A 21,648-nucleotide genomic window follows, 5' to 3' on the forward strand; every position below is an offset into this window, starting at 1 on the left:
AAGAATGTTTTCAAGTTTCAAAAGTCAAAATAAAGCGTATCTTTTTGCCGGAATTGCTATTTTTTTCTGGTCAACAGTTGCTAGTGCATTTAAGCTTTCCTTAGAGCACCTGGAGCCAATTCAATTAGTCATGTATTCGACATTATTCTCAATATTAGTTTTGTTTATTATTGTGATTTATCAAGGGAAGATTAAATTAATAAAAGCCTTTTCAAGTAGTGATTTAATAAGGTGCGCTTTCCTTGGACTATTGAACCCGTGCCTTTATTACATCATTTTGTTTAAGGGTTATGATGCTTTACCCGCACAAGAGGCAATGGTAATTAATTTTAGCTGGCCAGTCATGATGGTTATTCTTTCAATACCTATACTCAAGCAGACTATCGATATTAAGTCATTTTTATCAATCATACTTTGTTATATTGGCGTTATTGCTATTGCAACAGGTGGGGAGTTTTTTTCACTCAGTTTTAACAGTCCTGAAGGGGTTTTTTACATGCTGTTAAGTACTGTCATATGGTCACTATTTTGGCTTTTTAATACTAAAAATAAGAATGATCCTTTGGTAAGTATTTTTCTAATATTTTTATTTAGCACGCCTTTTATTTTGTTCGTTGTGTATTTTACAAATTCTCTTGCCATTCCATCAATTGAGGGGATCATGGGGTCTGTATATATAGGCTTATTTGAAATGGGAATTAGTGTTGTTTTATGGCAGTCAGCTTTAAAAATTTCGACGACTGTTTCTAGAGTTGCTAGTCTAGTCTTTATTACTCCATTCCTGTCTCTTGTCGTTCTTTACATAGTTCTTGGTGAGAAAATATTAGCATCTACTTTCTTTGGTCTGATTCTTATTTGTGCTGGACTGATTTTGCAAAAATACTTCACAAATAAGTTGATTGAGTCTTCTTGAGACACGTCAAAAAAATAATTTAGTTTATACTTAGAACATTATTACTTTGAATGAATAACTGTGTCTTACCTTACTAAACTTAAAGGCTCTCCTGCGCCAATTCCACCTCGACCACCCCTTAAAGAAATTAGCTTTATTACTTTCGGCGCTTTTTTAGCTGCATGCGTTATTGGTTTTTTAGCATACTCAACCAGCTATCCCATAATTATGGGCTCATTTGGTGCGTCTATCTTTGTACTATTTGTTCTTCCTGAGTCTCCGTTTGCTCAGCCAAGAAATGTTATACTTGGTCATTTTGTAACAACACTTGTAGGTCTTATTTTCTTTCAACTGGTTAGTTCAGACTGGTGGAGTATGGCGATCGCCTTGGCAATAGCTATTGCTCTTATGCAGATCTTAAGAATCTCTCATCCACCTGCTGGCTCTAACCCCTTTATTGTATTTTTGCTTGGCGCAAACTGGGATTACTTGTGGATGCCAACGCTGATTGGTTCCGTGCTGATTGTATTAGTAGCACTCTTTTATAATAATATTTCTGAAGTTCGAAGTTATCCAAAGTATTGGTAATCCTTATTATATAACGCTGCAAGCTTGGTTAAATTCAAGCCTTGGGGCTCTATTGTAGAGTTTTGAGTGATCGCCATAGCCAATTCCACAGATAAAGACGGCCTTATTTTTTCCATCAGGAAAGAAGTCTTGGTTTAATTTCTCTTTGCTAAATCCAAGCATTGGGCAGCAATCTAATCCAGCAGATCTGGTTGCCATAATAAAATATGCTCCCTGAAGTGAAGAGTTAAACTCAGCAGTATTTTTGATTTTCTTCTCTTTACCTTCAAAGGAAGATTTCGCATCACTATGTGGAGATAGGATTGAGAGTGATTCATAAAATTTTGTATCGTAACTAATAATTACAACGCAAGGGGCGCTCATAACCTTATCAATATTTCCTTGGTCTAATGAGGGCAACATTTTTTGTTTTGATTCTTCACTTGTCACGAATGTAAAGCGAGCAGGGCAGCAGTTTCCAGAGGTGGGTGCAAACTTTAATAAATTATATATCTGCTTAATTTGATTATCATTAATATCTTGATCAAGCCATGCCTTATGGCTTCGTGCTTTTGAAAAGAGAATATCTGTAGTATCGGTTGAAAGCATATTGTTATTCCTTAGTTAACTTTTTTAATAATTATAAGTTCTGCTAGAATTTGTTTATATCAATATTTGAAAGATATAAAATTAGATTATGGAAGATTGTATTTTTTGTTTAATTATTAAAGGGAATATCCCTGCTGAAATTTTCTATGAGGATGAGAGGGTACTAGCCTTTAAAGACGTCAATGCGCAAGCGCCTGAGCATTTTTTAGTGATACCCAAAGAGCACATCTCTAATGCTAATGACGCAACTGATGAGGCTTTAATGGGAAGGCTTAGTATCACAGCAGCCAATATTGCTAAAGAGCATAAATTCTCAGAAAATGGCTACAGATTAGTGATGAATTGTAATAGTGATGGAGGTCAGACGGTCTCGCATATCCATCTGCATTGTTTGGCTGGCCGACAAATGACTTGGCCTCCTGGGTAATTTGATCATAGAAGTCATTAATTAATGATTACAGCATGTTGAGTTGAATTAAAATATCCCTCATTCAAATATTTTTTTTGAATTCAGATTTTATTTTTTTAGGAAAACAATGAGCCAAAACGGCATTGAGCAACAAAGCGTTGGGGAATACAGTGAGCGCGCTTACCTTGATTACTCAATGTATGTCATTCTTGATCGTGCACTTCCATTTGTTGGCGATGGACTAAAACCAGTTCAAAGAAGAATCATCTATGCGATGAGCGAACTCGGTCTTAAGTCAACTGCTAAGTTTAAAAAATCTGCTAGAACAGTTGGTGATGTTTTAGGTAAATTTCACCCTCATGGTGACAGTGCTTGTTACGAGGCAATGGTCCTCATGGCTCAATCATTTTCTTATCGTTATCCATTTATTGATGGACAAGGTAATTGGGGTGCCCCAGATGATCCTAAATCTTTTGCAGCAATGCGCTACACTGAATCAAAATTATCCCCTTATGCAGACTTACTGCTCAGTGAGATAAATCAAGGTACTGTGAGTTGGACAGATAATTTTGACGGAACTATCAAAGAGCCCCAACAACTGCCCGCCCAAGTTCCAAATTTATTGCTGAATGGCACTTCTGGAATTGCTGTTGGTATGGCTACTGATATGCCTCCACATAACTTAATAGAGGTTATAAGTGCTTGCATCCAGCTTCTAGAAAAGCCTTCAACTGATTTAGAGGGCTTATTAAAAATTCTTCCAGCACCAGATTATCCAACAAATGCATTTATAGTGAGCTCGAAAGAAGAGCTTTATCAAATGTATGAGACGGGTCATGGTTCGGTCAAAATGAGAGCAAGCTATATTAAAGAGGATGGTGAGATAGTAATTGAAGCCCTACCATATCAAACCTCAGGCGCAAAAGTGATTACTCAAATAGCTAGTCAGATGAGAAATAAAAAGCTCCCTCTAGTAGATGATCTGAGGGATGAGTCAGATCATGAAAATCCAACACGAATAGTTATTGTTCCTAGGTCTAAAAGAGTTGATTGTGACCAATTAATGCTTCATCTTTTTGCCACCACAGACCTAGAAAAAAATTACCGGGTTAACATGAACGTGATTGGACTAGACGGAAAACCACAAGTTAAACCTTTGATTCCATTACTTAAGGAATGGCTTCAATTCAGGATGCAGGTCGTTGTTAATAGGCTTAATTCTAGGCTAAATAAAATCTTAGATCGACTCCATATTCTAGAAGGATTATTAGTTGCCTATCTTAATATTGATGAGGTAATAGCTATTATTAGGAGTGAAGAAAAACCGAAACCTGTTTTAATTGAACAATTCAAAATAACTGAAATTCAGGCAGAGGCAATTTTAGAGTTAAAGTTACGTCATTTAGCTAAACTTGAAGAAGTAAAAATAAAGAGTGAGGCAGATGAACTTGAGAAGGAGCGTAAATCAATTGAGCTTCTACTTTCAAGTGAAACAAGATTAAAAACATATATCAAAAAAGAGTTACGCGTCATTCTTGAAGAGTTTGGTGATAAGAGGCGATGTCAAATTATTTCTGATGTAATATCTGCTCAGGCATTTAGTGATCAAGATATGATGCCAGCGGAAAATGTTACTGTTGTTCTGAGTGAGAAGGGCTGGGTCAAAGCTGCCAAAGGCCACGAGATTGACTCTTCGGCATTAAACTATAAATCCGGTGATGCATTCTTAAAAGAGGCAAAAGGTAGAAGTAATAAAATGGCTTTCTTTATAGACTCTTCAGGTAGGTCATACACATTATTGGCTAACTCACTTCCGAGCGCTAGAGGACAAGGGGAGCCCTTAACGGGTAGGTTAACACCTCCAATTGGAGCTGAATTTATTGATGTTGTTATGGGAGATGATGAGCAGTTAGTCATCCTTTCATCGGATGCAGGATATGGTTTTATATCAACCCTTGGAGATTTACAATCTAAGACCAAATCTGGAAAACATGCAATAACTCTCTCTAAAGAGGCTAGAACAATGAGACTAACAAAAGTTCAAAATCTTGAGTCTGATTATGTTGCAGTTATTACTAATAGAGCAAGATTATTAATTTTTCCAGTCTCAGAGTTACCTCAACTCTCAAAAGGAAAGGGTAATAAGTTAATTAATATAAAAACAGATGACTTTAATGCTAGAGAGGAGTTTCTGATTGGTATTTGTATAATTGAAGAAAATCAAAAATTAAGAGTTGAGTATGGAAATGGTAAAAAGCACAAGCAATACTCTTTCCTTGATTTAGTCAATTTTACAAGTCATCGTGCTAGAAAGGGCTTAACGGTTCCTGGGGTTCATGGTAAAGCTCTTGGTATTGATGCAATTGACTAAATTTTACAAAATCAGATCTACATTCTTATTTTATTAAGCTAATTCTCACAATAATTGTAGGTGGTATAGTAAGATTTATGCAGGTATAATGCCGTTTTTTTGTCAATTTTTCCGAATATGTTCGAACTAAAAATTGTTCCAGATGCAGCGTCTTCAAATATTTTGAGCACTCTATCTGTAAATTTTTTCTGTTCTAATATTCATTTTAGAAACCTTTAGACTAATTTATCTTCTACTTATTAAATTATGAAAAATACATTACTCCCTGATACTCAAAATACAAAAGATATCCGAAATATTGTTATTAACCAAGTTGGGATTAAGGATATTTTGCACCCAATCAATTTTATAAATCGAGACAATGCATCTCAACCTTCTGTTGCAAATTTTACTATGACAGTTGAGCTTCCTGCAAATGTAAAGGGAACTCATATGTCACGTTTTATTGAAATCTTAAATGATGGAGAGTGCAGTTTTGGAGTTGAGAGCTTTATGAATCTTGTTCAAAAGGTAGCAGATAAACTCGAATCTAATGATGCACGTGTTATTGTTGATTTTCCATTTTTCCGAAACAAAAAAGCGCCATCTTCTGGTGTTCAAAGCTTGCTCGATTATCAGGCAACTTTAATTGGAAGTGTTATTGACGGCAAGTCAGATCTGATACTTAAAGTTGTTGTTCCAGTGACTAGTCTTTGTCCTTGCTCTAAGAGCATTTCCAAGTACGGAGCTCACAATCAAAGGTCTCATATTACAATTGAAGCAAAAGCCTCTGTCGGAGAGACTATTTATTTAGAGGATTTGATTGATCTAGCGGAGCAGAAAGCTTCTAGTGAACTCTACGCTATTTTAAAGCGTGATGATGAGAAAGTGGTTACTGAAAGAGCCTATGAAAATCCAGCTTTTGTTGAAGATATAGTAAGAGATATTGCTGTAGAATTGAATACTAGTAAGAAAGTTAACTATTACTCCTTAGAGTCTGAAAATTTTGAATCTATTCATAATCATTCAGCTTATGCATTAATAACAAACCAAAAATAATGCTCCACAATACAGATAATGTAAGAATTGTTTCAAGTGCACCTATGGTGTCTCCTAACGCTCTTATTGAGAAGCTTCCATTGTCTGAGAAGGCTGCATCAGTTGTTGTAAGTGCAAGAAACACTATTAAAAATGTCCTTTATGGGAACGATAATCGACTTATGGTTCTCGTTGGTCCGTGCTCAATTCACGATACCAAGGCTGCAATGGAATACGCTCAAAATCTTTCAAAGTTAAAAGATGAGTTGTCTGAGGATTTATTTATTGTGATGCGTGTTTACTTTGAAAAACCCAGAACAACAGTTGGCTGGAAAGGTTTGATTAATGACCCTTATCTTGATGAAAGTTTTGATATTGACAAAGGCCTTGAGACTGCCAGAAAACTACTTGTAGATTTAGGTGAAATTAATATGCCAGTGGGCGTTGAATATTTGGATGTATTGACACCTCAGTACCTTTCTGATTTGATCTCTTGGGGCGCGATTGGTGCTAGAACTACTGAAAGTCAGTCACATAGAGAGCTTGCTTCAGCATTATCATGCCCTGTGGGCTTTAAAAATGGCACTGGAGGCTCTCTTACTATTGCTATTGATGCTATCCAGTCGGCCAATAGCCCTCACCACCTTTTATCAGTCAATAAAGATGGCGGCATAAGCCACTTTACATCGCTTGGTAATGATACTGCTCATATAATCTTAAGAGGTGGAAAAGATGGTCCAAATTATTCAAAAGAATATGTTGAAAGTACCTGTGAACAGCTTAAAAGTAAAGGACTAGTTTCTAAGGTGATGGTTGACTTCTCTCATGCGAACTCTGAAAAGCAGTTTAAAAACCAATTAAAGGTGGGTGCAAATATTGCTTCTCAAATTGAGAATGGTTCCGAATCTATCTTTGGAGTTATGATTGAATCCCATATTAATGAGGGAAATCAGAAAGTTGGACCTCTTTCGTCTTTAGAATATGGCGTTAGTATAACTGATAGCTGTATTGGCTGGGCTGATACTGAAAACCTTTTAAGAGATCTTGCAAAATCCGTAAATAAGCGCAACTCTTAGCCTTTTTTTAATCGTTTTTTTCTATTAAAAATAGCCAATTTATTGGTGTGTTTTTGCGTCATCTAGGGTACAATAAAACCTACTTATTTATATAGGTTTATTCTATGTCTGACGATATCGATTCTAAAGAAATTCTTGAGCAAAAATTCCCGATTATATCTATAGAAGATGAAATGCGTGACTCTTATCTAGAGTACGCAATGAGTGTGATTGTTGGAAGAGCTCTTCCTGATGTTAGAGATGGCTTAAAACCGGTTCATAGGCGTGTTTTGTACGCTATGGATGTTCTTGGTAATGATTACAATAAATCTTATAAAAAATCTGCTCGAATCGTTGGTGATGTTATTGGTAAATATCACCCTCATGGAGACACTGCAGTTTACGATACGATTGTAAGGATGGCTCAGCCATTCGCAATGAGAAATATACTAGTTGATGGACAGGGTAACTTTGGCTCAGTAGATGGTGATCGTGCTGCTGCAATGAGATATACTGAGATAAGAATGACTAAGCTCTCACACGAGCTTCTTCGTGACTTAGATAAAGAAACTGTAGATTTTATAGATAATTATGATGGCTCTGAAAGTGAACCTGGAGTCCTGCCAACTCGCGTTCCAAATCTATTAATTAATGGCTCCTCAGGTATTGCGGTTGGTATGGCCACAAATATTCCTACACACAACCTAACAGAGATAACAGAAGCATGCCTCAGAGTTATTGACAATGAAGAGATTACTGTTGATGAACTACTAGAGGTTCTTCCAGGCCCTGATTTTCCGACTGCTGGCATCATTAATGGTGCAAGTGGAATTCGTGAAGCCTATGAGACTGGTAAAGGAAAGATTTACTTACGTTCAAGGTCACATGTTGAGGGTGAGGATAAATTAAGTATTGTCGTTACTGAACTTCCTTATCAGGTCAATAAAGCAAGGCTTATTGGCAAAATCGCAGAACTTGTTAAAGATAAGAAGATAGATGGAATTACTGGACTTAGGGATGAATCTGATAAGGATGGAATGAGAATGGTTATAGAGCTTCGTCGGGGTGAAGTTCCAGAGATAATGCTCAATAACCTTTATAAACTCACAGAAATGCAAACTGTTTTTGGTATCAATATGGTTGCAATCGACCATGGCATGCCAAAACTGATGAACCTCAAATCGATTCTTAATGCATTTATAGCGCATAGAAGAGAGGTTGTCACAAGGCGCTCAATTTTTGAACTCAACAAGGCAAAAGATAGAGCACATCTATTAGAAGGTTTGTCGGTTGCACTTTTTAATATTGATGAAATTATTGAGCTGATAAAAGCTGCACCAAATCCAGGTGAGGCAAAAGAAGGTTTGGTTGCAAGAACTTGGCAAGGATCTGTCATTCAAGAGCTTATTGGTGATAGAGACATGGCACAGTTTAAGCCTCAAGATCTTGATTCTGCATTAGGTCTGCAAAAAAATGGTGATTACCAGCTATCAGAGAAACAAGCGCAAGCCATTCTTGATTTAAAACTTCACAGGTTAACGGGTCTTGAAAAAGACAAAATTTTCAATGAATTTAATGAGTTATTAGAGCAGATCAAAAACTTATTAGATATTCTTCAAACACCAGACCTCTTGATGCAAGTCATTCGAGATGAAATTATTGAAATTCGTGATAATTATGGTAACGCTAGAATGACTGAGATCATAGAGAACAAGATTGATCTTACTCTTGAGGACCTTATTGCTCAAGAGGATAGGGTGGTAACTCTGTCTCACGGCGGCTATGTAAAAGCGCAGTCACTCAGTGATTACCATGCACAAAGAAGAGGTGGAAAAGGTAAGGCTGCCACCAAGATGAAGGATGAAGATTTTGTGGATCAATTATTTGTTGCTAATTCTCATGATACTGTCCTCTGTTTCTCTTCAACGGGCAAGGTACATTGGCTTAAAGTTTACGAGTTGCCTATGGCTTCTAGAATTTCAAGAGGTAAGCCAATCATCAATCTCTTGCCATTAGAAAAGGATGAGTCAATCAATGCAATATTGCCAGTCAAGGAGTTTACTGATGATCAATTTGTATTTATGGTTACGAGCTCAGGAACCTGTAAAAAAACTTCTCTTCAAAACTTTTCAAGACCTAGAAAAGGTGGAATCATTGCCATTGAATTAAGAGATGACGATAAATTAGTTGGTGTTGAAATTACCGCGGGGAAGCATGATATTCTATTATTCTCTTCTGCAGGTAAATCAATTCGCTTTAAAGAGTCTGATGTCCGCTCTGTAGGAAGAACTGCGATAGGTGTCAGAGGAATAAGACTGGCTGACAAAGACAAAGTAGTTTCACTGATTGTAGCTGAATCTGATGATCCAATTTTAACTGCAACTGAAAAAGGCTATGGCAAGAGAACGCAACTTGATGAATATCGTACTCAGGCAAGAGGCGGTTCAGGCGTTATTTCAATTAAGACATCAGATAGGAATGGACAGGTTGTCGGCGCTATTCAGGTAACTGATGAAGACGAGATGATGTTAATCTCAAATAAAGGTACTTTAGTCAGGGCTCGTGCAGCTGATGTCTCTATTATTGGACGAAATACTCAAGGTGTGACTCTTATTAATATTGCTGATGATGAGGCGCTCGTTTCAGTCGCTAAAATAGCAGAAACTGACGATGACGAAGAGGGTGCTGCCGAGATTGAAGTCACTTCAGAAGAGTAGTTTAATATTTAGTTATTAATTTATGAGTTCAATTTAAACTATTGTTCGTTTGAAATAGATGATGAATTCTTTTAACTCCTTGTAAGTTATTCATAAATCATTCAAAAATATTTTTTATTTTTTTTTAAAAAAAAACTAAAATATTTTTTTTCAGTTGCTATAATCGCTTCAGAGTATGAAATTGTTCACTCTGATAATACAATAATCCTTTAGGAGAAAGATATATGAATATTAAATTCACTACTAAGGTATTTGGTGCGGTAGCTGCAGCTTTATTGCTCAGCACTTCGGCAAATGCTGCTAAATGTGGAAAAGTTACTATTGCAGATATGAACTGGGCCTCAGCTTCATTGATGGCAAATGTTGATAAAGCAATGTTGGAAGCAATGGGCTGTGAAGTAGAGTTAGTTGCTGGTTCAACTATGCCTACATTCACTTCAATGAATGAAACTGGACAACCTGACGTTGCACCAGAGATTTGGGCAAATGCGATGGCAGATCTAGTTGATAGTGCTGTTGGTGCTGGACGTTTACATATTGGTAATATGGCACCAATGAGTGGACTTGGAGAAGGCTGGTGGGTTCTTCCTCATACGCTTGATGCGCATCCAGAATTAACAACTGCACAAGCAATTCTTGCACGTCCTGACTTATTCCCAGACAAAGAAGACCCTTCAAGAGGGGCCTTCCATGGCTGCCCTGCTGGTTGGGGTTGTCAATTATCAAATCAAAGTCTTTACAAAGCATTTGATATGGAAGCTTTGGGCTGGAACCTAATTGATCCTGGATCAGCTGCTGGTCTTGATGGATCTATTGCTAAAGCATCAGAGCAAGGTGAGAACTGGTTTGGCTACTACTGGAACCCAACTTCTTTAGTTGGAAAGTATGACTTAAGAGCTGTTGACTTTGGCGTACCTTATGCTGGTGATGACAACTGGGTTGGATGTATTGCACTAGGTGGTGATAACTGTTCAGATCCTGAGCCATCAGCATGGATTAACTCACGTGTTAACACTCTTCTTAGTGACAACATGTTCTATAACGGACCTAAAGGAGCTATGGATTACTTTAAATCTCGCACATGGCCTGGTACTGTAATGAACGAAATGTTAGTTTGGATGGAAGATACAGGTGGAACTGGAGCGGATGCTTCTGTTGAATTCTTGTCTTCTCATGGAGATGTTTGGAAGCCATGGGTTAGCGCAGATGTTGCTGCTGCTGTAGAGGCTTCACTATAAATGAAAGATCAGTAAGTTAATACTTACTATATAAAATAAAAAATTGCCCGTAGTTTAGATAATTACGGGCAATTTTTTTATTATTTAAATTAATTTAAAAGTTATTAGATTAACTGCTGATAATTTTTAAATTGAAAGTGTTAGAATAAATATTAAAAATTAAAGGAGCTCATTATGGCAGCAGTTAGGCCACTTCCTCAACAAAGCATCATTGAGTGTATACCCCCTGCATCTGAAATTGCAGATCTAAGAATACTCAATAAAGATTTGAATTTTATACAGGCGATGACCAAAAGGGCGGATGACCTCAGTACTCAAGTTCAAAGTGCAACTGATTATTCTGAGTTAGTAAAGATAACTGATAGTTTTTCTAAGCTTGCTGAGAGGGCTGAAGTAAAAGCCAAAACATTAAAAGAGCTCTCTAATGAGTCAAACCCATTGACTGAAGTTAATAGTTCAGCAGAGCTCCTAGAGAAGGTTCAAATCCTGTCAAAGACTCTTGAGTCAAAAACACAAGAGCTTTCTGGCTTATATAACTCTAATGAAAGTTCGCTTCTTGATAGTTATGAGAGTTCAATAGCAGAATTAAACAATCAGATTGATTTGACTTCATCCCCAGACGATATAGTTGCTCTATTCCCTCAAATAGAATCTCTCTTTCAAGAGATTGAAGAAAATGCTCGATATGTCAGTAATAGTTCTGAATCCTTAACTTTAACTGAAAATATTCAGAAACTTACAAGTAATTATTCAGATAAAGCAGAGCAGTATAGCGATGCATTTATGAGCGAGATGGGCTCTCAGATTTCTCTGCTTAATGATGGTATCAATTCTTTGAGAGCAAATATTGACTATCTCAGCTCAAATTCTTCAGTTCAGTCACACTTGGAGCGACTCTCTGAGATCAGAGAGCAAGTCAATGCATCTGCGTCTATCTATAAGAATTATCCGGGTGCTCGTGATATGGTCTACAACCTTGATACTTTAAGCATCGCTACACATGCTAGAGTTGAAGAAATGGCTGATAGCCATGAAATTGTCTCTGATTTGATGCCCTTGGTTAATGACCCTGAGGCTTTAGTAAGAGCCGTCAAAGAAGCAGCAATAAGAACCGATGTAGCAACCATTGAAAACGTACTTATTCCTCTTACCAATAAAGCTAATGAGCTCAGTGCAAAGGTGATCGAGCTTGCTGGACGATATGATGCAGGCAATTATGGAGATATTAAGGTTAGGGCAGTATCTAGTTTTGATAAAACGGTAGAGCGACTTGACAGACAATACATCTCAATAAGGTCTACCGATCCAGAGGCTTTAGCGGCTAATATTTCAGGTTTATCAAACAATATAGAAAGTAATATGAGTGCAGTGAGATCTGTTGATCCTGCCTCTCAAGTTCAATATTTTGCATCACTCAATACACGAGTCGTTGATTCTGTAAATACCTCCGATTTCAGCATATTTGTGAATAATGTCATATCAATACCTGGTGACGTGATGATGAGTTCTAGAAACTGTGTTGATGCAGCATTTAAAGATTTCACAAGAGAGTTTGGAAATAATATTGAGTCATTCTTTGACCCACTCTTAACATTTTTGATTGTCATTGAAAAGTTACTTCTTTCAACCCCTTGGCCAATTTTCCTATTAGTTGCTGGTGCGCTTGCATGGCTAGGATCAAGAAGTATAAAAGTTTCAATAGGGGTAATGGCTGCCTTTTTTGCTATTGGTTTTCTTGATATGTGGGAGCCAATGGTCTCTACGGTTACAATGATTTCTGCTGCAACCATATTATGTTTAGCGCTTGGCATTCCTCTTGGAGTTTGGATGTCTCGATCAGACAGGGCGCAATCATGGATAACCCCAGTTTTAGATGTAATGCAGACTATACCATCTTTCGTATATCTCATTCCAGTTGTAATGATGCTTGGAATTGGAAAGGTTCCAGGACTTATTGCGGTCTGTATATACGCAATGCCACCAATAGTTAGGTTGACAAATTTAGGGATCCGATTGGTTGATAAAGAGGCAATGGAGGCTGCTGATGCATTCGGAGCTACATACAGGCAACGATTATTTATGGTGCAAATGCCACTTGCACTTCCTAATATATTTGCTGGGATTAACCAGACAATTATGATGGCCCTTGCAATGGTTGTTATCGCCTCCATGATTGGTGTTGCCGGCCTTGGATTGCCTGTACTTCAGGCTGTTCAAAACCAATTCTTATCAATGGGGTTACTTAACGGTTTGGCAATTGTTGCCTTGGCTGTAATATTTGATAGGGTTTCTCAGGCATTTGGAACTAGAATACAGAAACACCGCTCAGGAGACGTACTATGACGCATGATATTAAAGTTAAAATTTCTAACTTAACTAAAATTTTTGGACCTAAGGCGGATTCTGTTCTGAAACATGTTGATAATGGGATGGGAAAAGATGATCTTCTGAGAGAGTATAAGCATGTTTTGGGGTTAAGTAATATTAATCTTGATTTAGCTAACAAGAATATTGAAGTTATTATGGGGCTCTCTGGTTCTGGCAAGTCAACATTAATCAGGCATATTAATAGACTTATTGAGCCTACAGCTGGATCCATTATGATTGGTGGTGAAGATGTTATTCAGATGCCGATGGAGAAATTAAGGCAATTCAGGCAACAAAAAACTGCGATGGTATTCCAAAGTTTTGCACTCCTTCCGCATAAAACCATTATGGATAATGTATGTCTGGGCGTTCACTTGCAGGGTGTAAAAGGGGATGACGCTATTACAAGAGCAAAAAAATGGATTGATCGAGTAGGGTTATCTGGTTATGAAGACCGTTACCCATCCCAATTGTCAGGTGGAATGCAGCAGCGTGTTGGTTTGGCTAGAGCTTTAACTTGTGATACTGAAATATTAATGATGGATGAAGCATTCAGTGCACTTGATCCACTCATTAGAAGTGATATGCAAGATTTACTTTTAGAACTCCAACAAGAGCTCCATAAGACCATTATTTTTATTACTCATGATCTTGATGAGGCGCTCAAAATTGGAGATCGAATTGCCATCCTTAATGGTGGAGAGCTAGTTCAGCATGGCACTTCACAAGATATTTTAATGACACCAGCGGATGACTATGTAAGGGATTTTGTTAAAAAAGTTAACCGCTCTCATGTGCTTCATGCAAAGTCAGTAATGACAAATGAAAAACCAGCAAAGGGCTCTTCTAACATTAAAGTGAATGAAATGGATTCGGTTGATTCTGTTTTATGTGAAATGCTTAGACAAAATGCAGATTGTTGTGTAGTTCAAGATTCTAGTGGAGCTGATGTTGGTTATTTAAACAAGAAGAATATTGCCGAAGTTGTTCAGCCCTTGGAGGCAGTTATTGATTAGTGTTCTCTTGTTGAGCTGAAAGTTAATTCTGGGTGACGTTCAATAGTGAGTTGAAGATTGACCATACTTGGAGCAAGGTATGTCAGCATGCCTGCGCTATCAATGGCTATATTATTTCCAGCTTTTATTTTGAGTTGCTCTATGTCCTTGTCAGAGCCTGAGACCCACCTTGCTGTTGCTACATTAATTGTCTCAAATTGACAGTCAACCCCATACTCATATTTAAGCCTATGAGCAACAACATCAAACTGAAGTATTCCTACAGCTCCTAAAATTTGAGAGCTATTTGAAACAGGTCTAAAGACCTGAGTAGCTCCTTCTTCCGAGAGCTGATCGAGGCCTTTTTGAAGAGCTTTTGCTTTGAGAGGGTCTTTTAGTTGAGCTCTTCTAAAGAGCTCGGGTGCAAAGTTAGGTATCCCTTGGAAATTAATTTTCTCGCCTTGAGTAAAGGTGTCTCCAATTCCAATTCCTCCATGGTTGTGGATGCCAATAACATCACCAGCGTAGGCAAAATCTGTCGAGCTTCTCTCACGGGACATAAATGTTACAGCATTGGCAATTTTAATTTGTTTGCCACTCGAGACTTGGAGAAGCTTCATGCCTTTTTGATACTCTCCACTCACAATCCTCATAAAGGCAAGGCGGTCATGATGCTTAGGGTCCATGTTTGCTTGAATTTTAAATACAAAACCCGTAAGTTTTTTTTCTTGAGGGAGAACGTTTCGAATATCACTCTCTCTTTCTTGGGGGGTTGGTGCGTATTGTATGAAGCCATCTAAAAGGTTTTCAATACCAAAATTATTGATTGCTGATCCAAAAAAAACAGGTGTTTGTTTCCCTTCTAGAAAGTCATTAATATCGAAGGGGTTGGTAGTTCCTGTAATGAGTTCAATTTCTTCACGGGCCTCTTGTGCCAGCTCTTTACCTAAAAATTCATCGAGTTTAGCATTATTAATTCCATCAATTAAGGTATTGTCACCGATACTTGCGTTCTTTCCACTTTCAAAAAGATAAACTTTATCCTCTAGTAAATGATAAACACCCTTAAAGCCTTTGCCCATTCCAATTGGCCAAGTGATTGGTGAACACTCAATATTTAAGACTGACTCCACCTCATCTAGTAACTCAATGGGCTCCTTTCCTTCGCGATCTAGCTTGTTGATAAAGGTTAATATTGGCGTATCCCTGAGTCTGCAAACCTCCATTAATTTAATGGTTCTTTGCTCAACACCCTTTGCAACATCAATTACCATTAATGCAGAGTCGACTGCTGTTAGGGTTCTGTAGGTATCCTCAGAAAAATCTTCGTGTCCAGGAGTGTCTAGAAGATTAATGACGTGATCATCATATGGAAACTGCATGACAGAGGAGGTAACAGATATTCCTCTTTCTTTTTCCATTTCCATCCAGTCACTCGTAGCATGCGTGTTTGCTTTTCTAGCTTTAACGCTTCCAGCCGTTTTAATTGCACCCCCATAAAGCAAGAGTTTCTCAGTGACAGTCGTCTTGCCAGCATCTGGATGAGAAATAATCGCAAAGGTGCGACGTTTAGAAACTTCAGACATTATCTTTAAGCTTTAGGAAGGGTAACACCGGTTTGACCCTGGTATTTGCCATTTCTATCCTTATAAGAGGTCTCACACATTTCATCTGATTCAAAAAAGAGCATCTGGGCAACGCCCTCATTTGCATATATTTTTGCTGGAAGGGGAGTTGTATTTGAAAATTCAAGTGTTACATGTCCTTCCCATTCTGGTTCAAGTGGAGTGACATTAACAATAATCCCACATCTTGCATAAGTTGATTTTCCAAGACAAATGACCAGGGTTGAACGAGGGATCTTGAAATACTCAACAGTACTGGCTAGTGCAAATGAGTTGGGAGGGATAATGCATTCATCAGAGTTGACCTCAACGAAGCTTTGCTCATTGAAATTTTTTGGGTCCACAATGTTGTGATTGATGTTGGTAAATATTTTAAATTCTGTTGAGCATCTGACATCATATCCATAGCTAGAGGTGCCATAAGAGATAATCTTTTGATCATTTGCTCGACGGATTTGCTTGGGTTCAAATGGCTTAATCATATCCTCTTCAAGGGACATTCGTCGAATCCAGTTATCTGATTTAATGCTCATAGGAATATATTTTACAGTTCAATAGTTAATGAATTATCTAATCTTAATACTTGCCAAGCTGATTAAAACAAGGATCAATGTAACAATCCAAAAGCGCACAATAATCTTGGGCTCTTTAAGCCCTTTTTTTTCAAAGTGATGATGAATGGGAGCCATCAAAAAAAATCTTTCTTGTGTTCTCTTAAAGTAGCCAATTTGTATTATAACTGATAGCGTTTCAGCAACAAATATACCACCCATCAGTATCAATAGAATTTCCTGATGAACAATGATTGCAATGACAGCAAGGATAGCACCTAGTGCCAGAGATCCAGTGTCTCCCATGAAGATTTCTGCTGGATAAGTGTTAAACCAGAGAAAGCCAAAGCCAGCACCAATAAGTGCTGCACACAGAACAAATACTTCTCCAGTCCCAGGCATAAAAGGCATATTAAGATAGGCTGAAAAATTATAGTTACCACCAATGTAGGCGAAGACTGCCAGTGCACCACTAATGAGTATCACAGGCATAATTGCCAGCCCATCAAGCCCATCAGTGAGGTTTACAGAATTGGAGCCGCCGACAATAGCAAACCAGCCTATAAGTAAAAAACCTATAGCATTTAAAGGAATGATAAGATCTTTAAAGAATGGAATGAGTAGCTCTGAGCCAATAGTCTTAGAGTTCAAACTCAACAACCACATACAGATTAATAGAGTTCCAACGGTTTGAGTCAAAAGTTTTTGTTTTCTGCTTAGGCCATCAGAGTTTTGTTTTTTAATTTTTAAGTAGTCATCAATAAATCCCACTAAGCCAAAGAGGAGGGCAGTAGAAATCACAATCCATAGAAAAGGGTTTCGCCAATCTCCCCATATCAGAACACTGGTAAAAAAAGCAAAAAGAATCAACACACCACCCATCGTTGGAGTGCCTTTTTTCTCCAAATGGGTTTCAGGCCCATCATCACGAATGACTTGCCCTATTTGGTACTGTAGAAGTTTGGATATGATCCATTTTCCTAGAAATAGGGTTATGAGAAGAGCAGTCATCATTGCGAAAACTGCTCTCACTGTTAAGTAGCTTAGAACATTGAAGCCAGTGTCCAGGGATGCAAGAAAGCTTAAAAGCTCTAGAAACATATTTAATTGTCCTCAGCAGCTATAAGTATAAGATCAAAAATGATAAAAGCATCTTGTGGAATATTGCCGCTTGGGGCATCGCCAAATACAGACTCATAGGTTGCAATGACTGTTCTCTCTTCTCCAATCGTCATCTCTTGAGCATTCTCTTCAATGATGCTGATGATTTCACCATTGCCAAGAATAAACGGAATAGGGCTTCCAGCAGCACGCATCACTTCACCCGTATTCGCTTTAAGTGCGATATCAATTGAAACGATTTGACCCTTATTGGGTGAAACGCCATCACCTTGTTTGCTGACCCTAGTGAAGTAACCCAAATCGGTTTCTTTTGCATTAGGATAAGTTGAAGACACATAGGATTCAAAGTCCTGTTGACGAAGCTTTAGGCTTGCAAGTATATTTTCATTAGCCTTTGAGATTAATGCATTAAATGAATCCTCATTGGCAGCAAATTGATTGGCCTCCTCTCCCACACGTTCGATTCTAACAGCTTCTAATATGTCGCCTTGTTTAACTGAATTAACTACATCCATTCCCTCAACAACTGAGCCAAATACGCTATGCTTTCCATCAAGCCAAGGCGTTGGGACATGGGTGATAAAGAATTGAGATCCATTAGTATTTGGCCCTGAGTTTGCCATGGATAGAACACCAGGCCTGTCATGAATGAGATCTGAAAATTCATCGGCAAACATATACCCTGGTCCGCCAGTACCATTTCCCTTAGGGTCTCCGCCCTGAATCATAAAATCATCGATAACCCTATGAAAAACCAATCCATCATAAAAAGGGGTTCCAAGTTCTTTATTACTTACCTTGGTTCCTTCAGATAGGGCAATAAAGTTGGTAACAGTGAGCGGGGCTTTTTTGTAAGCTAGTTGAACAGTGATTTCACCTTTACTCGTTGTCAGGTGAGCATATATTCCATCATCAAGATTTGCAATAGATAAAGTGGAAAATAGAAGTGCAAAAATAACTAAAAGTCTTCTCATAATAACCTTAGAAAGAAAATGATTAATGATACCCAAAATCCTCAATATTTTAGCGCTGTTACGTTAAAATATGTCTATTAAAAATGTATTATCATAACTTAGGAGTTGTGATAATTTATATACTTAAACTGAGGATTTTTTATGTCTCTACTTATTACTGATGAATGCATTAATTGTGATGTTTGCGTGCCGGAGTGTCCAAACGAGGCCATCTATATGGGTGAAGAAATTTATGAAATTGATGGAGATCTTTGTACTGAGTGTGTAGGACATTTTGACACCCCGCAATGCGTTGAAGTTTGCCCAGTGGATTGCTGCCTTCCTGATCCTGATAGGGTAGAGACGGACGAAGAATTACTGGCAAAAATTAAAGACTAATTTCAGACCGTCTACAAGGCTTTTTGAAGGGCTGATAAGCAAAGGTCTATATTTTCCTTCCTTGAAGTGTGACCCATTAGACCAATTCTCCATATCTTGCCAGCCAAGTCCCCTAGACCAGCTCCGATTTCTATGTTGTAATCATTAAGAAGAATTGAGCGAACTTCTGCTTCATTTGTGCCTTCTGGTATAAATACGCTGTTGAGCTGTGGGAGTCTGCTTGACTCGTCGACAAGGTAATGAATTCCAAGCTTACTTAATCCCTCTCTCAAAAGGAGATGATTTACTTGATGTCGCGCCCAAGAGTTTTCAAGTCCCTCTTCAGTCAGCATGACTAAAGATTCATGAAGTCCATACAAGGTGTTAACGGGCGCTGTATGGTGATAGGCTCGTTTTGCTCCCTTTCCCCAGTAACCCATGACCAAGTTAAGATCTAAAAACCAACTGGTAACGGGAGTACTTCGATGGGTAATTTTATGAATGGCTTTCTCACTAAAACTAACAGGTGATAGGCCTGGCATTGCAGATAGACACTTTTGTGAGCCCGAATAAATAGCATCTACGCCCCAATCATCAACTCTCAATTCTGATCCCGCTAAAGAGGTTACCGCGTCAACAATTGTAATACACCCATGATTGTTTGCTAATTCACAAATTAGCTTTGCGTCTGATAGGGCGCCAGTTGAAGTCTCTGCATGAACGAAAGCAACAATTTTGGCATCAGGATTATCAATTAAACTCTGTTCCACTTTTTGAGGGTCTACTGGTTTTCCCCATTCATCATTTACGATGATGGCGTGACCACCAATCCGAGTGACATTCTCTTTCATTCGAGAACCAAAAACACCATTGATGCACACAATGACCTTATCGCCAGGCTCAACCAGATTGACAAAGCATGCCTCCATGCCAGCAGAACCTGGAGCAGAGATAGGCATAGTTAACTCGTTTTCAGTCATGAATGCATACTTAAGCATCTGCTTCGTTTCATCCATCATTTCAATAAATGCAGGATCTAGATGTCCAATTGTCTGCCTTGCCATGGCACTTAAAATTCTTGGGTGAACATCTGAGGGACCAGGACCCATGAGTAATCTATTTGGCGGAGAAAATGATTTCATTTTTTAATCTCGGTTGTTAGTTCATTCTTGAATCTATCTGACATATGTCACTTCAAAGCCGATAAAAACAATATATAATTTTTTTTATAATTATCTTAGATAATGAATTAATAATTAATAATTAAATTCATAACCGCTTGAATTTAATTTTAAATAAATGTGTTTCATCTCACTATGATAGGAATATCCTTAACAATTGAAGGCAAGATGTGTCAATAATTTCTCAGTTAACGAAGTCGTTACCAAAACACACAGTTATTAGTGGTTCTGAAAATACTCGGCCATTTGAATGTGATGGGCTGAGCGTTTATAAACAAGAGCCTTTGGCCGTTGTTTTGCCAAGTGAGGTCGGTCAAATTAAAAAGATACTAGAAATCTGCCGTCAGAATAACACACCAGTCGTAACAAGAGGCGCTGGAACTGGTCTCTCAGGAGGCGCTATGCCCCTTAAGGGTAGTGTTGTTTTAGGACTTTCAAAATTAACTAACATTATTTCTATTGATCAAAATGCTCGCACTGCGGTAGTTCAGCCTGGCGTTAGAAATTTGGCAATTAGTGAGGCGGCTGAGGAGTACGGATTATATTATGCTCCAGATCCCTCATCTCAAATTGCATGCACTATTGGGGGAAATGTTGCTGAAAATGCTGGCGGAGTTCACTGCCTTAAGTATGGACTCACAGTACAAAATATTGAGTCTCTTAAAATCTTAACGATTGATGGAGATGAGTTAGTATTCTCTCGTCAAGATGACGGCTTAGGATTGTTGGCACTCATGACTGGATCAGAGGGGCTTTTAGGTGTTATTACTGAAATAACAGTTAAGCTCACTCCTAAGCCTGAACTAGCTAAACTAGTGATGGCCGGTTTTGACAGCGTCAGAGACTGCGCACAGGCGGTTGCTGATATTATTAAAAACGGCGTTATACCGGCGGGTCTTGAAATGATGGATGCATTTGCAATAGAGGCCGCTGAAGACTTCGCAAAACCAGGATACCCCATTGAGGCAAAAGCACTTCTTCTATGTGAATTAGATGGCTCTATTGATCTTGTCAATAATGATGTGAATGAAGTTAAAAAACTACTTTCAAAGGCAACTTCAATCAGAGTTTCAGAAACTGAAGAAGAGAGACTTCTGTTATGGAAAGGAAGGAAATCCGCATTCCCAGCAGTAGGTAGGATATCTCCAGATTACTATTGTATGGATGGAACCATTCCTAAGAGACACTTAGGTGATGTTCTTGAAAAAATTAATAAACTATCAAGACACTATAACCTGAGGGTTGCAAATGTTTTTCATGCGGGTGATGGTAATCTCCATCCATTAATATTATATGATGCAGGGATTCCAGGCGAACTAGAAAAAACAGAAGAGTTTGGAAATAAAATTCTTAAGATTTGCATTGAAGCTGGAGGAAGCATCACGGGAGAGCACGGCGTTGGTGTAGAAAAGTTAGATGCAATGTGTTATCAATATAGTGAGGCAGAGTTAGATGTTTTTCATCAAATTAAAGCTGCTTTTGATCCACACGCACTCCTCAATCCTGGCAAAGCCGTTCCAACCCTTCATCGCTGCGCTGAACTCGGCAATATGCATGTCCATCATGGTAATTTGCCTCATCCTGAACTGGAGCGCTTCTGA

General features: G+C 38.2%; 18 protein-coding genes. 12 read left to right on the forward strand and 6 right to left on the reverse strand.

The genetic code is table 11. The features are described 5' to 3' along the window. Positions 1 to 4 precede the first annotated feature (4 nt). Both AC5YGB_RS02250 and AC5YGB_RS02255 read left to right on the forward strand, forming a co-directional pair. The gene (locus AC5YGB_RS02250) at positions 5 to 913 is read left to right on the forward strand and encodes an EamA family transporter (protein WP_496137656.1); all 909 of its coding nucleotides are present in this window, start codon (positions 5 to 7) and stop codon (positions 911 to 913) included. 60 nt (positions 914 to 973) lie between these two features. Further along, a complete protein-coding gene (locus AC5YGB_RS02255; RefSeq protein WP_496137657.1) occupies positions 974 to 1,480 on the forward strand; it encodes an HPP family protein in 507 nt (168 codons plus the stop codon). Positions 1,481 to 1,486: 6 nt separating this feature from the next. Here AC5YGB_RS02255 and AC5YGB_RS02260 read toward each other — a convergent pair whose 3' ends face one another. Continuing rightward, positions 1,487 to 2,068: a malonic semialdehyde reductase gene (locus tag AC5YGB_RS02260; protein WP_496137658.1), complete on the reverse strand. Its 582-nt coding sequence runs from the start codon at positions 2,066 to 2,068 to the stop codon at positions 1,487 to 1,489. A gap of 88 nt (positions 2,069 to 2,156) precedes the next feature. Between AC5YGB_RS02260 and AC5YGB_RS02265 the strand changes: the two genes are divergently transcribed. The 8 genes from AC5YGB_RS02265 (at position 2,157) to AC5YGB_RS02300 (ending at position 14,258) form a co-directional block, all read left to right on the forward strand. Further along, positions 2,157 to 2,495: an HIT domain-containing protein gene (locus AC5YGB_RS02265; protein ID WP_496137659.1), complete on the forward strand. Its 339-nt coding sequence runs from the start codon at positions 2,157 to 2,159 to the stop codon at positions 2,493 to 2,495. Between the two features lie 109 nt (positions 2,496 to 2,604). Beyond that, positions 2,605 to 4,848, forward strand: a complete 2,244-nt coding sequence (gene parC, locus AC5YGB_RS02270; protein WP_496137660.1) for a DNA topoisomerase IV subunit A — start codon at positions 2,605 to 2,607, stop codon at positions 4,846 to 4,848. A gap of 246 nt (positions 4,849 to 5,094) precedes the next feature. Beyond that, positions 5,095 to 5,886 carry a GTP cyclohydrolase FolE2 gene (gene folE2 / locus AC5YGB_RS02275; RefSeq protein WP_496137661.1) on the forward strand — a complete coding sequence of 264 codons (792 nt, stop codon included), beginning with the start codon at positions 5,095 to 5,097 and terminating at the stop codon, positions 5,884 to 5,886. Beyond that, complete coding sequence (locus AC5YGB_RS02280; RefSeq protein ID WP_496137662.1) at positions 5,886 to 6,941, forward strand: 3-deoxy-7-phosphoheptulonate synthase; 1,056 nt, start codon at positions 5,886 to 5,888, stop codon at positions 6,939 to 6,941. Before folE2 ends, AC5YGB_RS02280 begins: the two co-directional genes overlap by 1 nt. Before the next feature lie 104 nt (positions 6,942 to 7,045). Next, complete coding sequence (gene gyrA / locus AC5YGB_RS02285; protein ID WP_496137663.1) at positions 7,046 to 9,637, forward strand: DNA gyrase subunit A; 2,592 nt, start codon at positions 7,046 to 7,048, stop codon at positions 9,635 to 9,637. A gap of 224 nt (positions 9,638 to 9,861) precedes the next feature. Continuing rightward, the gene (locus AC5YGB_RS02290; protein ID WP_496137664.1) at positions 9,862 to 10,875 is read left to right on the forward strand and encodes a glycine betaine ABC transporter substrate-binding protein; all 1,014 of its coding nucleotides are present in this window, start codon (positions 9,862 to 9,864) and stop codon (positions 10,873 to 10,875) included. A 174-nt stretch (positions 10,876 to 11,049) separates the two neighbouring features. Then, positions 11,050 to 13,218: an ABC transporter permease subunit gene (locus AC5YGB_RS02295; protein WP_496137665.1), complete on the forward strand. Its 2,169-nt coding sequence runs from the start codon at positions 11,050 to 11,052 to the stop codon at positions 13,216 to 13,218. Beyond that, positions 13,215 to 14,258, forward strand: coding sequence for a betaine/proline/choline family ABC transporter ATP-binding protein (locus AC5YGB_RS02300; protein WP_496137666.1), 1,044 nt, complete (start codon positions 13,215 to 13,217; stop codon positions 14,256 to 14,258). Before AC5YGB_RS02295 ends, AC5YGB_RS02300 begins: the two co-directional genes overlap by 4 nt. Here the strand turns inward: AC5YGB_RS02300 and AC5YGB_RS02305 are convergent. The 4 genes from AC5YGB_RS02305 to AC5YGB_RS02320 are packed head-to-tail and all read right to left on the reverse strand — an operon-like array spanning position 14,255 to position 18,509. Then, positions 14,255 to 15,823, reverse strand: coding sequence for a peptide chain release factor 3 (locus AC5YGB_RS02305; RefSeq protein ID WP_496137667.1), 1,569 nt, complete (start codon positions 15,821 to 15,823; stop codon positions 14,255 to 14,257). The two genes, AC5YGB_RS02300 and AC5YGB_RS02305, sit on opposite strands and share 4 nt — an antisense overlap. A 5-nt stretch (positions 15,824 to 15,828) precedes the next feature. Beyond that, on the reverse strand, positions 15,829 to 16,395 hold the full coding sequence (gene dcd, locus AC5YGB_RS02310) for a dCTP deaminase (RefSeq protein WP_026364892.1): 567 nt from the start codon (positions 16,393 to 16,395) through the stop codon (positions 15,829 to 15,831). A gap of 33 nt (positions 16,396 to 16,428) precedes the next feature. Further along, on the reverse strand, positions 16,429 to 17,514 hold the full coding sequence (gene mraY / locus AC5YGB_RS02315) for a phospho-N-acetylmuramoyl-pentapeptide-transferase (RefSeq protein WP_020024987.1): 1,086 nt from the start codon (positions 17,512 to 17,514) through the stop codon (positions 16,429 to 16,431). A gap of 2 nt (positions 17,515 to 17,516) precedes the next feature. Continuing rightward, positions 17,517 to 18,509: a peptidylprolyl isomerase gene (locus tag AC5YGB_RS02320; RefSeq protein ID WP_496137668.1), complete on the reverse strand. Its 993-nt coding sequence runs from the start codon at positions 18,507 to 18,509 to the stop codon at positions 17,517 to 17,519. Between the two features lie 141 nt (positions 18,510 to 18,650). Between AC5YGB_RS02320 and AC5YGB_RS02325 the strand changes: the two genes are divergently transcribed. After that, complete coding sequence (locus tag AC5YGB_RS02325; RefSeq protein WP_020024989.1) at positions 18,651 to 18,887, forward strand: YfhL family 4Fe-4S dicluster ferredoxin; 237 nt, start codon at positions 18,651 to 18,653, stop codon at positions 18,885 to 18,887. An 11-nt stretch (positions 18,888 to 18,898) separates the two neighbouring features. Here AC5YGB_RS02325 and AC5YGB_RS02330 read toward each other — a convergent pair whose 3' ends face one another. Beyond that, on the reverse strand, positions 18,899 to 20,008 hold the full coding sequence (locus AC5YGB_RS02330) for an aminotransferase class V-fold PLP-dependent enzyme (protein WP_496137669.1): 1,110 nt from the start codon (positions 20,006 to 20,008) through the stop codon (positions 18,899 to 18,901). Positions 20,009 to 20,217: 209 nt separating this feature from the next. Here AC5YGB_RS02330 and AC5YGB_RS02335 point away from each other — a divergent pair, with 209 nt between their 5' ends. Further along, positions 20,218 to 21,648 (forward strand): FAD-linked oxidase C-terminal domain-containing protein, encoded by a 1,431-nt coding sequence (locus tag AC5YGB_RS02335; protein ID WP_496137670.1) that lies wholly within the window; start codon positions 20,218 to 20,220, stop codon positions 21,646 to 21,648.

Source organism: Candidatus Pseudothioglobus sp. uisw_142 (assembly GCF_059512465.1).

Coding starts and splice junctions, on each gene's coding strand:
- AC5YGB_RS02280 (WP_496137662.1), top strand. CDS start 5,886: ATGCTCCACAATACAGATAATGTAAGAATTGTTTCAAGTGCACCTATG.
- AC5YGB_RS02295 (WP_496137665.1), top strand. CDS start 11,050: ATGGCAGCAGTTAGGCCACTTCCTCAACAAAGCATCATTGAGTGTATA.
- parC (WP_496137660.1), top strand. CDS start 2,605: ATGAGCCAAAACGGCATTGAGCAACAAAGCGTTGGGGAATACAGTGAG.
- folE2 (WP_496137661.1), top strand. CDS start 5,095: ATGAAAAATACATTACTCCCTGATACTCAAAATACAAAAGATATCCGA.
- AC5YGB_RS02300 (WP_496137666.1), top strand. CDS start 13,215: ATGACGCATGATATTAAAGTTAAAATTTCTAACTTAACTAAAATTTTT.
- AC5YGB_RS02320 (WP_496137668.1), bottom strand. CDS start 18,509: ATGAGAAGACTTTTAGTTATTTTTGCACTTCTATTTTCCACTTTATCT.
- AC5YGB_RS02260 (WP_496137658.1), bottom strand. CDS start 2,068: ATGCTTTCAACCGATACTACAGATATTCTCTTTTCAAAAGCACGAAGC.
- AC5YGB_RS02305 (WP_496137667.1), bottom strand. CDS start 15,823: ATGTCTGAAGTTTCTAAACGTCGCACCTTTGCGATTATTTCTCATCCA.
- gyrA (WP_496137663.1), top strand. CDS start 7,046: ATGTCTGACGATATCGATTCTAAAGAAATTCTTGAGCAAAAATTCCCG.
- AC5YGB_RS02290 (WP_496137664.1), top strand. CDS start 9,862: ATGAATATTAAATTCACTACTAAGGTATTTGGTGCGGTAGCTGCAGCT.
- AC5YGB_RS02330 (WP_496137669.1), bottom strand. CDS start 20,008: ATGAAATCATTTTCTCCGCCAAATAGATTACTCATGGGTCCTGGTCCC.
- dcd (WP_026364892.1), bottom strand. CDS start 16,395: ATGAGCATTAAATCAGATAACTGGATTCGACGAATGTCCCTTGAAGAG.
- AC5YGB_RS02265 (WP_496137659.1), top strand. CDS start 2,157: ATGGAAGATTGTATTTTTTGTTTAATTATTAAAGGGAATATCCCTGCT.
- AC5YGB_RS02250 (WP_496137656.1), top strand. CDS start 5: ATGTTTTCAAGTTTCAAAAGTCAAAATAAAGCGTATCTTTTTGCCGGA.
- AC5YGB_RS02325 (WP_020024989.1), top strand. CDS start 18,651: ATGTCTCTACTTATTACTGATGAATGCATTAATTGTGATGTTTGCGTG.
- mraY (WP_020024987.1), bottom strand. CDS start 17,514: ATGTTTCTAGAGCTTTTAAGCTTTCTTGCATCCCTGGACACTGGCTTC.